General features: G+C 64.7%; 16 protein-coding genes. 8 read left to right on the forward strand and 8 right to left on the reverse strand.

Annotated features, from left to right (window positions below; translation table 11 throughout):
* Nucleotides 1–12: 12 nt before the first annotated feature.
* Nucleotides 13–357 carry a GntR family transcriptional regulator gene (locus RUH75_RS10920; RefSeq protein WP_313805718.1) on the reverse strand — a complete coding sequence of 115 codons (345 nt, stop codon included), beginning with the start codon at nucleotides 355–357 and terminating at the stop codon, nucleotides 13–15.
* A 72-nt stretch (nucleotides 358–429) separates the two neighbouring features.
* Nucleotides 430–1,008, reverse strand: a complete 579-nt coding sequence (locus tag RUH75_RS10925; RefSeq protein WP_313805752.1) for a nitroreductase — start codon at nucleotides 1,006–1,008, stop codon at nucleotides 430–432.
* Between the two features lie 112 nt (nucleotides 1,009–1,120).
* On the opposite strand from RUH75_RS10925, the gene RUH75_RS10930 reads away from it, so the two are divergent.
* Complete coding sequence (locus RUH75_RS10930; RefSeq protein ID WP_313805720.1) at nucleotides 1,121–2,626, forward strand: peptide MFS transporter; 1,506 nt, start codon at nucleotides 1,121–1,123, stop codon at nucleotides 2,624–2,626.
* A gap of 1 nt (nucleotide 2,627) precedes the next feature.
* On the opposite strand, the gene RUH75_RS10935 is transcribed toward RUH75_RS10930, so the two are convergent.
* The gene (locus RUH75_RS10935; protein ID WP_313805754.1) at nucleotides 2,628–3,092 is read right to left on the reverse strand and encodes an SH3 domain-containing protein; all 465 of its coding nucleotides are present in this window, start codon (nucleotides 3,090–3,092) and stop codon (nucleotides 2,628–2,630) included.
* A gap of 123 nt (nucleotides 3,093–3,215) precedes the next feature.
* On the opposite strand from RUH75_RS10935, the gene RUH75_RS10940 reads away from it, so the two are divergent.
* Nucleotides 3,216–4,214 carry a D-glycerate dehydrogenase gene (locus RUH75_RS10940; protein ID WP_313805722.1) on the forward strand — a complete coding sequence of 333 codons (999 nt, stop codon included), beginning with the start codon at nucleotides 3,216–3,218 and terminating at the stop codon, nucleotides 4,212–4,214.
* Between the two features lie 15 nt (nucleotides 4,215–4,229).
* On the opposite strand, the gene copD is transcribed toward RUH75_RS10940, so the two are convergent.
* The gene (gene copD / locus RUH75_RS10945; protein ID WP_313805724.1) at nucleotides 4,230–5,087 is read right to left on the reverse strand and encodes a copper homeostasis membrane protein CopD; all 858 of its coding nucleotides are present in this window, start codon (nucleotides 5,085–5,087) and stop codon (nucleotides 4,230–4,232) included.
* Nucleotides 5,088–5,091: 4 nt separating this feature from the next.
* Complete coding sequence (copC, locus tag RUH75_RS10950; RefSeq protein ID WP_313805726.1) at nucleotides 5,092–5,466, reverse strand: copper homeostasis periplasmic binding protein CopC; 375 nt, start codon at nucleotides 5,464–5,466, stop codon at nucleotides 5,092–5,094.
* A 141-nt stretch (nucleotides 5,467–5,607) separates the two neighbouring features.
* On the opposite strand from copC, the gene RUH75_RS10955 reads away from it, so the two are divergent.
* From RUH75_RS10955 to RUH75_RS10980, 6 genes are all read left to right on the forward strand, one after another.
* The gene (locus RUH75_RS10955; RefSeq protein WP_313805728.1) at nucleotides 5,608–5,886 is read left to right on the forward strand and encodes a hypothetical protein; all 279 of its coding nucleotides are present in this window, start codon (nucleotides 5,608–5,610) and stop codon (nucleotides 5,884–5,886) included.
* 3 nt (nucleotides 5,887–5,889) lie between these two features.
* Nucleotides 5,890–6,345 (forward strand): periplasmic heavy metal sensor, encoded by a 456-nt coding sequence (locus RUH75_RS10960; RefSeq protein ID WP_313805730.1) that lies wholly within the window; start codon nucleotides 5,890–5,892, stop codon nucleotides 6,343–6,345.
* Nucleotides 6,342–6,911 (forward strand): RNA polymerase sigma factor, encoded by a 570-nt coding sequence (locus RUH75_RS10965; RefSeq protein ID WP_313805732.1) that lies wholly within the window; start codon nucleotides 6,342–6,344, stop codon nucleotides 6,909–6,911. Before RUH75_RS10960 ends, RUH75_RS10965 begins: the two co-directional genes overlap by 4 nt.
* Nucleotides 6,912–6,973: 62 nt before the next feature.
* Complete coding sequence (locus RUH75_RS10970; RefSeq protein WP_313805734.1) at nucleotides 6,974–8,719, forward strand: copper resistance system multicopper oxidase; 1,746 nt, start codon at nucleotides 6,974–6,976, stop codon at nucleotides 8,717–8,719.
* The gene (locus RUH75_RS10975; RefSeq protein WP_313805736.1) at nucleotides 8,716–9,630 is read left to right on the forward strand and encodes a copper resistance protein B; all 915 of its coding nucleotides are present in this window, start codon (nucleotides 8,716–8,718) and stop codon (nucleotides 9,628–9,630) included. The genes RUH75_RS10970 and RUH75_RS10975 overlap by 4 nt, the downstream gene beginning before the upstream one ends.
* A 137-nt stretch (nucleotides 9,631–9,767) precedes the next feature.
* Nucleotides 9,768–10,475, forward strand: a complete 708-nt coding sequence (locus RUH75_RS10980; protein WP_313805738.1) for a copper resistance protein B — start codon at nucleotides 9,768–9,770, stop codon at nucleotides 10,473–10,475.
* Between the two features lie 159 nt (nucleotides 10,476–10,634).
* On the opposite strand, the gene RUH75_RS10985 is transcribed toward RUH75_RS10980, so the two are convergent.
* The 3 genes from RUH75_RS10985 to RUH75_RS10995 are packed head-to-tail and all read right to left on the reverse strand — an operon-like array spanning nucleotide 10,635 to nucleotide 13,674.
* Complete coding sequence (locus tag RUH75_RS10985; RefSeq protein ID WP_313805740.1) at nucleotides 10,635–11,780, reverse strand: M20 aminoacylase family protein; 1,146 nt, start codon at nucleotides 11,778–11,780, stop codon at nucleotides 10,635–10,637.
* Nucleotides 11,777–12,271, reverse strand: coding sequence for a winged helix-turn-helix transcriptional regulator (locus tag RUH75_RS10990; protein ID WP_313805742.1), 495 nt, complete (start codon nucleotides 12,269–12,271; stop codon nucleotides 11,777–11,779). The genes RUH75_RS10985 and RUH75_RS10990 overlap by 4 nt, the downstream gene beginning before the upstream one ends.
* A 17-nt stretch (nucleotides 12,272–12,288) precedes the next feature.
* On the reverse strand, nucleotides 12,289–13,674 hold the full coding sequence (locus tag RUH75_RS10995) for an aspartate aminotransferase family protein (protein WP_313805744.1): 1,386 nt from the start codon (nucleotides 13,672–13,674) through the stop codon (nucleotides 12,289–12,291).
* Nucleotides 13,675–13,973 lie beyond the last annotated feature (299 nt).

Raw genomic sequence — 13,973 nt, forward strand, 5'->3', positions numbered from 1 at the left:
ATGACGGAAAGGTTAGACCCGCTCTATCCACAAATCCTCGACATTGATGCCCAGCCGCTTGATCTGTTCCGCAACCGGAGGCCAGACCGCATCCAGAAACCGCGCCCGCTCCATGTCCCGCAGTCGCCGCGTGGCGCCATCCGCGACGAACATGCCGACCCCGCGCTTCACCACGACCAGTCCATCATCCTGAAAACATTGATAGGCCTTGGCCACCGTCAACGGATTCGCACCCTGTCGCGCGGCCAGTGCCCGCACCGAAGGCAGCAGATCGCCGTCGCGAAAATCCCCGTCCAATATGGAGGCGGCGATGATCTCCCGCAGGCGGAGATAAACGGGTTTGGAGTCGTCGGCCATGGTGCATCAGTGCCATAATACAGCCGTGCAGGTCAAGCCATGCTCTTGCGCGTAACCAAGGGGATCGTGTAATTATCTGTCCCAAACGGAAACTATATTATCATATTCCGGCCGGGGCCGTTCTTCCTGTTCCTTGCCGGGCGTGCCGATGAAGACGAAGCCGGCGATGCGCTCATTGCCCTGCGCGAAGGCTGTTCGGACATCCTCGTTATAGCAGGGCCAGCCGGTCAGCCAGCCGCCTGCGAAACCGAGCGCATGGGTCGCGTGAAGCAGGTTCATGATCGCCGCGCCCGCTGACAGTTCCTGTTCCCAAAGCGGAATCTTGCTGCTTTCCACCGGGGCGGAAAGCGCCACGACCAACATGGGCGCCTGATGCGCGAACTGGTGCATCGCCTCTATTTCCAGACGGCCCGCCTCCGGCTTTTCCGCGCGATAGGCAGCTTCCAGCAATGCCGCGAGGGCTTCCCGTTTCTCAAGGGGCACGATCACGAAGCGCCAGGGTGACAGCTTGCCATGATCGGGCGTGCGCAGCGCAACCTCCAGCAGGGTGCGGAGCTGCCCGGCGTCCGGCCCCGGCGCGATCAGGTCGCGGGGCTTGCCGGATCGGCGGGTCTGGAGAAGCGAGAGCGGAGAGCTGCGGTCATTGAACATGGCGCCCCAGATGGCCTGTGGACCGCCGTGACGCAAGGGCATCGCCCTTCTTTGACAGGTGAATAATTTCGGTTCTAGGCTGGCGCCTCAACAAGATAGGACAAGGGGCCGAATGGCGACCTCCGTTTCAACTGCCGCCGTGGCCGGCAAGACATGGCTCGGCCATCCGCGCGGACTGTTCCTGCTGTTTTTCGTGGAGATGTGGGAACGCTTCTCCTTCTACGGCATGCGCGCGCTGCTGATCTTCTATCTGACGCAGCATTTCCTCTTCGCCGATCGCGACGCCGCTTATGTCTATGGCGCCTATATGTCGCTGATCTACATCTCGCCGCTGATGGGCGGTTATCTTGCCGACCGCTATCTGGGCCAGCGCAAGGCGGTGCTGTTCGGCGGCATCGTGATCGCCGCGGGGCATCTGATCCTGGGGCTGGAAAGCGACGATGCGGGGGCGATGGGCCTTGGCCTCTTCTGGCTGGGCCTGGCGACCGTCATCACCGGCACGGGCTTCCTCAAGTCGAGCGTGTCGGCGCTGGTGGGGCAGCTCTATCCGCGCGACGACATGCGGCGCGACCCGGCCTATACGATCTTCTACATGGGCATCAATCTGGGCGCGACCATCGGGCCGGTGATCTGCGGCTATCTGGGGCAGGCCTGGGGCTGGCACTGGGGTTTCGGCGCGGCATCGGTCGGCATGATCGCGGGCGTCATCGGCTTCATGCTGTGCAAGCCGCTGTTGCAGGGCAGGGGCGAAGCCCCCGATCCCGCGCGTCTGGCGCAGCGCGTGGGCGGCATCATCAGCCGCGAATGGCTGGTCTACCTCTCCAGCCTCGCCGCGATCGCGCTTTGCTGGTTCCTGATCCAGCAGCATGTCATCGTCGGCTGGATGCTGGCGGCGGCGAGCGTGGCGGTGGTGCTCTACATCCTCTGGGAAGCCTTTGGCCGGTTGGAGCGGGTTGGGCGCGACCGGATGCTGGCGGCGCTGTTCCTGCTGGTCATCAACCCGATCTTCTGGGGCCTCTATGAGCAGACCGGGTCGTCGCTCAGCCTGTTCACTGATCGCTATGCGGATCGGCATATTCTGGGTTTCGACGTTCCGGCGTCGATGTTCCAGTCGGTCAATGCCGCCTATATACTGATGTTCGGGCCGGTCGTCGCCGCGCTGTGGATATGGCTGGCGAAGCGGGGCCGGGAACCCTCTACCCCGGCCAAGTTCGGCATGGCGCTGGCGTTGGTCGGCGCGGGTTTCCTGATCCTGGTGGCGGGGACGGGCGCGCCGGGAACGCTGACGCCGGTGCTGTTCATCTTTCTGCTCTATCTCTGCCACACCATCGGGGAGCTTTGCCTGTCGCCGGTGGGCCTGTCCGCCATGTCGAAGCTGGCGCCCTCCCGCATGATCGGGCTGATGATGGGCATCTGGTTCCTGGCCATGGCGCTGGGCGAATATGCCGCCGGGCTGATCGCGGCCGCCACGGGCGGAGAGCGGGGCGCGGCTTCCCGCGACGCCGTGCTGGCGGTTTATGGCCAGATCGGCTGGTGGTCGGTCGGCGCGGGTGTAGTGGTCATGCTGTTGGCGCCGTTGGTGAAGCGGCTGATGCATGACGCACCGGCCAAGGAGTAGCTTATTCCGTCGCGCCCCAGACATCGTTAGCGCGGACGAAGCCCTTCTGCCCACCCACCTCGAAAGCGCACCAGCCCTTGCCGCAGGAAGACAGCCGCCCCACCACGCCCCTTTGCGCGCGGTAGATGGCGCGGGCATCATCCTGCGGGGAATTCCGCATGGACGCGATATCGGCTGTGACGATGGCGGTGGGCGTATCGCTCAGCAGGCGGACATGCATCCAGCCCTGGGTGCCGCTCGAATCCTCCACCTTGCGCCACAGGCCCAGCACCTGCACCACCTTCACCGGCAGGTCGCGGCGGCGATAAACCCAGCTGGACGGGTAATCCAGGCTTGGCCCGACGCGCATGCGTGCTTCGTCCTGGGTCAGCGAAGCCCAATAGGGAACCGGCTTCGCAGGCGCGGCCCATGCTCCGCCCGTCCAGCATAGCATCGCGACGATGCCTGCGCCCAGATAGCCCTTCATGCCCTTGTCTTCCCCAACATGCGATGCGCGACCATAGCCGCTGGCGGTCATCAGCGAAACTGCTCTCTTGCGCATTCGGGATAAGTGCTTGACCATCGTGCCTGCGGGGAATAGCGGCCGGATATGGCCAAGAAACCGCGCCCCGCCAAGCCGCGCGTCATTGTCACGCGCCGCCTGCCCCCCAATGTGGAGGCGCGCATGGCCGAACTGTTCGACACCGCCTTCAATATCGGCGATGTGCAGATGGACCGCGCCGCGCTGACGCGGGCCATGGCGCAGTGCGACGTGCTGGTGCCCTCCGTCACCGACCAGCTCGACGCAGGCCTGATCGAGGCCGCGCCGGATCGGTTGCAGCTGATCGCCAGCTTCGGCAGCGGCGTCGACCATATCGACCTGGCTGCCGCCCGGGCCAAGGGGATCATCGTCACCAACACGCCCGGCGTCCTGACCGAGGATACCGCCGACATGACCATGGCGCTGATCCTGTCCGTGCCGCGCCGGCTGGCCGAAGGGGAGAAGCTGGTGCGATCCGGCGCCTGGACCGGCTGGAGCCCATCGAGCATGCTGGGGCATCGCATCGGCGGCAAGAAGCTGGGCATTATCGGCATGGGCCGCATCGGCCGTGCCGTCGCCCGCCGCGCTGCCGCCTTCGGTCTGTCCATCGCCTATCACAATCGCCACCGCCTGCCATTCGAAGTGGAGCAGGAATTGCAGGCCCATTGGCATCCGGATGTGGATTCGCTGCTAAAGGCGAGCGAGATCGTCTCGATCCACTGTCCGCTCAACGCCGACAGCCGGGGCATGATCGACGCGCGGCGGATCGCGCTGATGCGGCCCGACGCCTATCTCATCAACACCTCCCGCGCGGAGATCACGGACGAACCGACGTTGATCGCCGCGCTTTCGGACGGGCGGCTCGCCGGGGCGGGGTTGGACGTCTATGCCCATGAGCCGGCGATCGATCCGCGACTGCTCGCGCTGTCCAATGTCGTGCTGTTGCCGCATATGGGGTCCGCGACGATTGAAGGCCGCGATGCGACCGGCGCGCGGGTGATCGCCAATATCCGCAGTTGGGTCGATGGGCATCGGCCGCCCAATCAGGTGCTGGAAGGCTGGGTCTGAGCCGGTCGGCAGGCTTCAGGCCATCGGATCGAGCGTTCCGAGCGCAGCGACCAGGCCGAGTATCGTCAGCGCCAGCGTTGTTTCTAGGAGCAGCGACAGGCGCAGATGGGCGACGGCATCCCCGTCCGCCAGCCTGGGCGTCAGCCACCAGCGATTGGCGGCGGCGAGCAGCAACATCCCCCCGAACAGCGCCAGCTTGGCCAGAAGCAACCAGCCGTAGAGGCTGTGCAGAAGGACGGGCAACTGGGCGATGCCCATGATCATCACGACGTTGAAGGCCCCCGTCACGATCAGCGTTGCGACGAAGATCGTGCCGAACAGGGAAAAACGCTCCAGCATCCGGGCGGTCCGGCCGATTTCCTGCCCCGAAAACACAGCATGCAGCAGGGCCAGCAGGGCGCCCCACCATCCGGCGGCGGCGAATATATGGAGCGCGTCGGCGATGCGGTGCGCGCTGCCGGCCAGTCCTTCGCTGGCGGCGGCATGACCCGACCATGCCAGCGTCGCGGCGGCGATCGCGGCGGGCAGGGCAATCGTGGCGTTCCAGCCCGCGCCGCGCCGGAACAGCAGCGGAAGGATCAGCAGCAGCGCTGCCAGGCGTACCCCCAGCACCATGCCGACCGGCGTTTCCCGGAGCAAAATGTCGAGGACGCTCCAGTCCGGTGAAAGGAGCGGGGTTCCCGCCATGCCCGCCGCGCTGGCGAGCAGCCATAGCGCCGAGAGGACCAATCCTCCCAGCGCCAGAGCCGCGATCACGCCCCGGCGCCTGCCGCCTTCCGCCATGCTCCACCAGAAGAGCGGCAGGCCCGCGAGCGCGGCAAGATCGGCGTAGAGCGCGAAGCGGGTGGCGACGAGAACCCCGTCCAGCGGCATGCGCTTATTTCACCGAAAAGCTGTACTTGCCCGAAATCTTGTGCTGATCGGCGCCGACCAGATGCCAGTCGATGTCATAATTGCCCGCGGGCAGCGCGCGCGGCAGGGTGACGACCATGGTTTTGCCGTCGCCTTCGACCGAGGTCTTGAAACCCTTGATCGGCATAGGCGCGTGATCGGCCATGCCCGGCATGCCGGTCATGGTGAGTTCGACGCCGCTCAGGGGAGCGAGCATCTTTTCGGAAAAGGTGAGGGTCAGCTTCGTGGGCTTGGCGACCGTGGCGTTGGCGGCCGGGGTCGACGAGAGCAGCTTGGGATGCGCCATCGCCACGGAAGGCAGGGCGGCGAGGGCAAGGGCGGCAAACAGGATGCGACGCATGGCACTAATCTCCAATCGGGTTGCGATTAAGGGATATTACGCATCGTTTTTTCCAACCCCTCGACTAGACCCCATGAATTTTTGCATGAGGGGTTGAGCGATGCCGCGCGTATCCTTGGACGACCCTATGGAGTGTGAATGATGAGCGATCTCGATCAGCTATTGGGCCATGTCCGCGCCCAGATACGGGATTGCCCGACCGATCCGCGCCTGTTGGACATGGAAGGAACGGTGATGGCGGGCGTGGCATCGCGACGCGAACGCGCCGTCGCCCGACGCAGTCTGGCGCTGGCGGGGATCGTCGCGATCGGCATCGGCTGGATCGGCAGCGTTGGGCCGGGCGCGCCGGCGCAGGCGGCGTCGCGGCCGGTGATGATCGGCATGTCCGACTATGCGCCGTCGCGCCTGCTGGGGCAGTAGGAGATGAAGGGAGCGGCGCGTTATGGGCTGGTCGCGCTGGTGGCTTTCGCGGCGGCGCTGGCGGCGGTACTGGTCGCGCGGGTCTGGATCGCGCCGGAACCGCGCGTCGAGAGCGAGGTCCATGCCCTTCTTCACGAGAAGCTGAAGCTCGACGAGCGTCAGGAGCAGCGCATCCATGCGCTGGAGGCTGATTTCGCCAAGCGGCGGGAGGCCATGGAGGCGGAAATGCGCGCCGACAATGCCCGGCTGGCGCAGGCGATCGCCGCCGAGCATGGCTATGGCCCCCAGGTCGGCGAAGCCGTGGATCGCTCCCACCATGTCATGGGAATGCTGCAAAAGGAGACGCTGAAACATATTTTTGCGATGCGCGCCGTGCTGCGGCCTGATCAGGCGGCGCAGTTCGACGCTGCCGTCGTCAAGGTTTTGACCGAACCGGCCCGGACCGCGCCGGAAAAGTGAGCCCCTCGCTCACCGATCGCAGCGACCCGGAACTGGCCGCGCTCGCCCTCGCCGGGCAGCAGGGCGCCTACGGCGAGTTGATGCGGCGGCATCGCGACGGCGTGTTCCGGCTGGCGCGGGGGCATGCGGGGGATGCGACCGAGGCGCTGGACATCACGCAGGAGACGTTCATTTCCGCCTTCGCGGCGCTGGCCCGCTATGACGGCGCGCGGCCGTTCCGGTTGTGGATCGCGCGGATCGCGATAAACAAATGCCATGACTGGGCGCGGCGGCGGGCGGTGCGGCGCTTCTTCGCCTTTGCCCGGCCGATCGAGGAGGCGGGCGCGGTGGCCGATGTCGCGCCGACGCCGGAAGAGGCGGCGCATAGCCGGGCGGAATTGCAGCGTATCAATGCCGCCATCACTGCCCTGCCCGCCAATCTCAAGGATGTGCTTGTCCTGCGCGCGATCGAAGGCACCAGCCAGGCCGAAGCCGCGCAGATATTGGGCATCAGCGAGAAGGCCGTCGAAACGCGGCTCTATCGCGCCCGCAACAAATTGGCCGAACAATTGAGGGATGACGGGTGAGGGGTGGAGGGGTTGGGCGCGTATAGAGGGAAACGGTCCTTCAAGCAGAGACTTGCATCCTCATGCCCACTCACTTTCCCGACATCGATCGCCGCAGCCTGATCCGCAATCTGGGCGGCCTTGGCGGCGCGCTTGCCCTGAGCCGCGCCTTTCCCGCATGGGCGCAGAGCGGCACGGCGGGTCTTCCCGCGGTGCTGAGCGGCGAGGATATCGCGCTCACCGTGGGGGAAAGCCATTTCTCGACAGGGGGGCGCTCGGCCCATGCGGTGACGATCAACGGGACGCTGCCCGCGCCGCTGATCCGGCTCAGGGAGGGGCAGAATGTCCGCCTGTCCGTCACCAACAGCCTCAGGGAAGATACATCGATCCACTGGCACGGACTGATCGTGCCTTTCCAGATGGACGGCGTGCCGGGCGTCAGCTTTCCGGGCATAAGGCCGGGCGAAACCTTCACCTATGAATTCCCGATCCGGCAATCGGGGACCTACTGGTATCACAGCCATTCGGGGATGCAGGAAGCGATGGGCCATTATGGCCCCATCGTCATCGACCCCGCTGGCGCCGATCCGGTGGAATCCACGCGCGAGCATGTGATCATCCTGTCCGACTGGAGCCCGATCCATCCGCATGTGCTGCTGAAGCGCCTCAAGCAGGCGGGCGGCTATTTCAACATGCAGAAGCAGACGCTGGCCGGATTGCTGGAGGGCAAGGACCAGAGCGCCGGGGATCGCCGCGAATGGGGGGCGATGCGGATGGACCCGACCGATATTTCGGATGTCACCGGTTCCACCTACAGCTTTCTTGTCAACGGCCATGGGACGGCGGAGAACTGGACCGGCCTGTTCACGCCGGGCGAGCGGGTGCGGCTGCGGATCATCAACGCTTCGGCGATGACCAATTTCAACGTGCGCCTGCCCGGCCTGCCGATGACGGTGGTGCAGTGCGACGGCCAGCATGTGCAGCCGGTCGAGACGGATGAGTTCCAGATCGGCATTGCGGAAACCTATGACGTGGTGGTGCAGCCGACCGAGGCGAAGCCCTATGGCTTGATCGCGGAGGCCATCGACCGGTCCGGCCTTGTCCGCGCGACGCTGGCGCCGCGCATCGGCATGGCTGCGGAGGTGCCGGCGGTGCGCGAACGGCCGCTGCTGGGCAGGAAGGACATGGGCAGGGCCATGTCGGGCATGGCCATGGGGCAGGGCGGCGTCATCGACCTCAGCCAGCCTGCCAATGAGAGCATGTCCGGCCATTCGATGAAGATGCGCGATCCGTCCGTCGCGCCGCAGGTGAAGATGGGGCCGGGGGTCGCCACCCTTTCGCCCATGCCCGCGGATCGGACTGGGGACAGGCCGACGGGGCTGGAGAATGTCGATCACCGGGTGCTGACCTATGCGGACCTGAAATCGCTTGATCCGAACCGGGACAGGCGAACGCCCACGCGAACGCTGGACATCCACCTGACCGCGAACATGGAGCGCTATATGTGGTCCTTCGACGGGGTGAAGCTGTCCGACGGCGCCGATCCGATCCCCTTCCGCCATATGGAGCGGGTGCGGGTGAACCTGATCAACGATACGATGATGCCCCATCCCATCCACCTGCATGGTCATTTTTTTGAACTGGTAACGGGCGCGGGCGAGCATAATCCCATGAAACATACCGTCAATGTGCTGCCGGGGGGGAAGGTCAGCTTCGACCTGACCGCCGATGCGCTGGGCGACTGGGCGTTTCACTGCCACATGCTGATGCACATGCACGCGGGGATGATGCGCGTCGTGACCGTGCGCCATGGGGGAGAGGTGGCATGAGGATGCTTGTTTCCGCCGCCGCACTGTTGCTGGCTTCCGTTGCGGCGCCCGCGCTGGCGCAGGAGATGGACCATGGCCATATGGATCATGGCGCCATGGAGCCGGCTGAGGAGGCGCCCGCCGCCGACGATCCGCATGCCGGTCATGGTCAGCCCGCGGCTGACGACGGCATTCCCAAGGGTGAGGCGCCGCCAGTCCCGTCCGATCATGCCGCCGAAGCCTTTTACAGCCCTGCCGCAATGGCCCGCGCCCGCGCTGCAATGCTCAAGGAGAGCGGTGGGATGAGCTTCTCCCAGATCATGCTCGACCGGCTGGAATATCGGTTGGGCAAGGGCGCGGACGGCTATCATTGGGAAGGCGAGGGCTGGATCGGCGGGGACATCAACCGCTTCGCCTTCAAGAGCGAGGGCGAGGGCGAAGTCGGTGGGCGTCTGGAAAGTGCCGAGATCCAGGCGCTTTACAGCCGCGCGATCGACCCCTGGTTCAATCTGGAAGCAGGGGTGCGCCACGATATCCGTCCCGACCCGCAGCGGACCTATGCGGTGGTCGGGATCGAGGGGCTTGCGCCCTATTGGTTCGAGGTTAGCGCGCAGGCCTTCCTGTCCAACAAGGGCGACGCGCATCTGCGGCTGGAAGGGAGCTATGATCAGCGCATCACCCAGCGCCTGATCCTGCAACCAGCGGCGGAGGTGAACATCGCCGCGCAGGACGTGCCGGAGCTGGGCATTGGGTCGGGTATTTCCGATATCGAGCTGGGCCTGCGTCTGCGCTATGAGTTTGCGCGGGAGTTCGCGCCTTATGTCGGCGTGAATTGGGAACGGAAGCTGGGGGATACGGCGCGGTTTGCCCGGGCCGGGGGGGAGAGGGCTTCGGCCACCAGTCTGGTGATGGGCGTGCGCTTCTGGTTTTGATTATCAATGCGGCACGATCTGCTGCCGTCCGGTAACAGTTTGTCATGATTGGCGGCGTGATGTGGCCCCTTCGCGCGCATGCGCCGTCTGGCGTCTCATAGTCTCCTCTGAATAACGAAAATATTCTGGGTAGATTTGTGCGCGCCTTATCAGGCCTTCTTTTTTGTGTCTGCGCGTTGCTGGCGGGCGGCCCTGCCCTGGCACGGGACGATGATGCGGCATCGCTCAGCGGTGGCTTCGATCTTGTCGAACTGCGCACGGGGAGGGAGGGCGACGCCTTCCTCTGGGATGGCACCTTTTCCTATGGAGATTCCACCGATCAGGCGATGCTGGTGCTCCAGGGCGGTGGCGCGCTGGGCGGGCAGATCGATGAGGTGCAGGCGCGGCTTTTCTACGGCCGGACCATAAGCGGAAACACCGTGCTGCTTGCGGGGGTGCGCAAGGATTTCAAGCCGCATCCGCGTGATGCCCATGCAGCCCTTGGGATTCTGGGGCAGATCGGATCGCGCCTGAACTGGGAAACCTATGCATTCCTGTCGGACAAGGGGAATCTCACGGGCGAAGGGCAGGTCATCTATGCCCTGCCGATCACGCGGCGGCTCTATCTGGAACCGCGCGTGGCGGTCGGCTGGTCCGCGCAGGGCATCGACATGGAAGCGGTGCGGCCCGGCTTTACCGAAGGGGAGGCGACGGTGCGGTTGCGCTATCGGCTGACGGACAGGATCAACGCCTATGCGGGCGTGGTGCATGAAAGGCTGCTGGGGGATACGCGGGCTCTGGCGCGGTCGCAGGGGGAGGCGGTGAAGTCGACCATGGCGGTGATCGGCTTTGGGTTCAGTTTGTGATGCAATGGGTGGATGTCGGACGGTCCGCTTATCCGTCATCCCCGCGAAAGCGGGGACCCATCTCCTGAGCGAACTGCCTGATGCAAGGTTGGGAGATGGGTTCCCGCTTTCGCGGGAATGACGAACTGTTGAACGGCTACAAATGGCCGGTAGCAGCCGTCAGGCTAGCGCGAGCTGTTGCTCGACAAGCGCGACATGCAGACGGACGCCAAGCCCGAGCACATCGTCGTTGAAGTCATAATGCGGGTTGTGCAGCGGCACGGAGCCTTGCGGCCGGGCCTGTCCAAGCCAGATATAGGCGCCCTTGCACGCCTGGAGCATGAAGGCGAAATCCTCCGACGTGAAGGCGGGCTCCGGCGCGAGTTGGGCATTGCCCACCGTCGCGGCCGCGGCAAGGGCTTCCTGCGCGGCCTCGTCATCGTTGATCGTCGCGGGATAATAGCGGTCATAATCAACATTCGCCGTCAGGTCATGGGCCAGCGCCACGCCCGCCGTGATCTGGCGGATCGCCTTCTCGATCACATCCTGCACCTTGGGGTCGAAGGTGCGAACCGTCCCGACGATCGTCACCACCGCCGGGATCACATTATGCGCATGGCCGCCATGGATCTGGGTGACTGACAGCACCGCCGAAGAGGTTGCCGCAATGCGCCGCGCGACGATGCTGTTGAGCTGCTGCACCAGCGCCGCTGAAGCGAGGATCGCGTCGGGCGTGTCCTGCGGGATGGCGGCATGGCCGCCGCGTCCTTCGAGCGTGATCTCGAACTTGTCCGCCGCGCCCATGATCGGGCCGGGGCGGGTGGCGATGGTGCCGGCGGGCAGGTCGGGCCAGTTGTGGAGGCCGAAAACGCGGTCGCAGGGGAAGCGGTCGAACAGCCCCTCCTTCACCATTTCGCGAGCGCCGCCCAGCCCCTCTTCGGCGGGTTGGAAGAAGAAATTCACCGTGCCGTCGAAATTGCGGCTGCGCGTCAGATGCTGCGCCGCGCCCAGCAGCATCGCGACATGGCCGTCATGGCCGCAGCCGTGGAACGTGCCTTCCATCTTGCTGGCATAGGGCAGGTTGGTCTGCTCATGGATCGGCAGCGCGTCCATGTCGGCGCGCAGGCCGATGCTGCGCCCGGAGGAGCCGTTTCTCAGCACTGCGACGACCCCGGTGGTGCCGATGCCCTCATGCACCTCCAGCCCCAGCGCGCGGAGTTGCTCCGCGATGCGACCTGCCGTCCGATGTTCGCAAAATCCCAGTTCCGGATGCGCGTGGATGTCGCGGCGGAAGGCGATGAGCGGTTCAAGCAGGTCGTCGATCATTTTTGCTCACCGAACAGATGCTGGATCGGATAATGATGTTTGATGAAGGGCGATTTGATCACGACATAGCTGAAATATTTCTCGATGCCATAATCGCTTTCCAGCATGCCTTCGATGATCGACTGATAATGCGCCACGCCGCGCGTCACGAATTTCAGCAGATAATCATAACCGCCGCTGACCAGATGGCATTCGACGATCTCGTCCAGCTTGCGGATGCGCGTTTCGAAGCGGGAAAAGTCCCCGGACCGATGTTCGGTCAGTGTGACTTCGGTGAAGACGGTCAGGAATTCGCCCAGCTTGTGCAGGTTGATATGCGCGCCATAACCGGTGATGTAGCCCGCCTTTTCCAGCCGTTTCACCCGCGTCAGGCAGGGGCTGGGCGACAGGCCCACGGCGTCGGCCAACTCGACATTGGTGATGCGGCCGGATTGCTGAAGCTGCGTCAGGATCTTGAGGTCGATCCGGTCCAGTCTTGGGCCACCCAACATATGCCTAGCTCCCCCGTTTATCCTATCGCCGCACGAATATCCGCTTCTTCGAGCAGGTCGTCCAGCGTCCTGTGGATGCGCGCGAAAATCTCATCCATCTCCCCGTCCGATGCGCAGAGCGCCGGGGCGAGGCCGATGATGTTATCCGGGAAGGAGCGGAAAATGACGCCATTCCTATAGCCTCGGGCGAAGAGGCGGTCGGGGATTTTGAGGGCCGGGTCGAAGCGTTCCTTGGTCGCCTTGTCCGCCACCAGCTCGATCGCGCCGAGCAGGCCGCGGCCGCGTGTGTCACCGACCATCGGATGCTGCGCAATCGCCTTCATGCCGGCGTCGAAACGCCTGGCGACGCTCCGGCCGTTGGCGAGGATGCCGCCGTCGGTATAGAGCCGCAGCACTTCCAGACCCACCGCCGCGCTCACCGGATGGCCCGAATAGGTCATGCCGTGACCGATGGCGAGTTCGGGCGCGGCGCCGTCCGCAATCCCTTGGTAAACCTTGTCCGACAGGAGCACTGCGCCCATGGGGACATAGCCGGAGGTGAGGCCCTTGGCGAGGGTCATGAGGTCGGGGGAAACGCCTTCCTCCTCGCAGGCGAACAATGGGCCGGTGCGACCGAAACCGGTGATGACCTCGTCCACCACGAACAGGATATCCAGTTCGGTGCAGGCATCGCGCATCGCCCTGAGCCAGCCCGTGGGCGGCACGATGACGCCCCCGGAGCCCTGGATCGGCTCGCAGAAGAAGGCGGCGACATTGTCGGCGCCAAGCTCCGCGACCTTGTCCTTCAGTTGCTGGACCGAGCGCGCGATGATCGCGGCGTCGTCGCTGAGGTCGCTGCGATAGGGATAAGGCGACGGAATATGATGCTGCCACGGGCGCGGCAGGTCGAAATTGCGGTGGAAATTGGCGAGCGCGGTCAGGCCGGAACCGGTCGTGCTGGAGCCGTGATAGCCGCGTTCCAGGGCAATGAACTGCTTCTTGTCCGGGCGGCCAATGGCATTGTGATAATGGACGATATAGCGGATCGCGCTGTCCACCGCGTCGGAACCGCCCAGGGTGAAATAGACATGGTCGAGGCCCTGGGGGCTGAGGTCGACCAGCTTCTCCGCCAGGCGCACGGTGGGTTCGCTGCCGAAGTGGAAATAGCCGGTGGCATAGGGCAGGCGGCGCATCTGCTCGGCAGCGGCCTCCACAATGCTTTCCTGGCCATAGCCGACATTGACGCACCACAGGCCCGCGAAGGCGTCCAGCAATTCCTTGCCGTCCATGTCCGTCAGCCACATGCCCTTGCCGCTTTGCAGCAGGGTCGCGCCGCGTGCTTCATGGCCGCGGAAGGAAGTGACGGGGTGGATCAGGTGATCGCGGTCGACATCGATCAGGGACCGGTTGGGAGTCAGCGTCATCAGGAAACTCTCAGGCGTTGGTTATGAGGGAGAGACTATCCCCCGGCTGCGGTCGGATGCGCCAATTTGGGTGGGTTGATGATGGGGGTGAGGTTTTTTGAGGAACCGGGGCGGCATTTTGTGCTGTGGGGGTTTGAGAACGGGCGACGTAAAAAATCCTCCCCATCGATAGATGGGGAGGGGGACCGCCGCTAAAAGCGGTGGTGGAGGGGAATGGGGCTGACGTTGCGCATTTGCCCCTCCACCATGCTTCGCATGGTCCCCCTCCCCACGCTTTGCGTAGGGAGGATTAGGCGAGG

Source organism: Sphingobium sp., assembly GCF_032153725.1.
GTDB lineage: Bacteria > Pseudomonadota > Alphaproteobacteria > Sphingomonadales > Sphingomonadaceae > Sphingobium.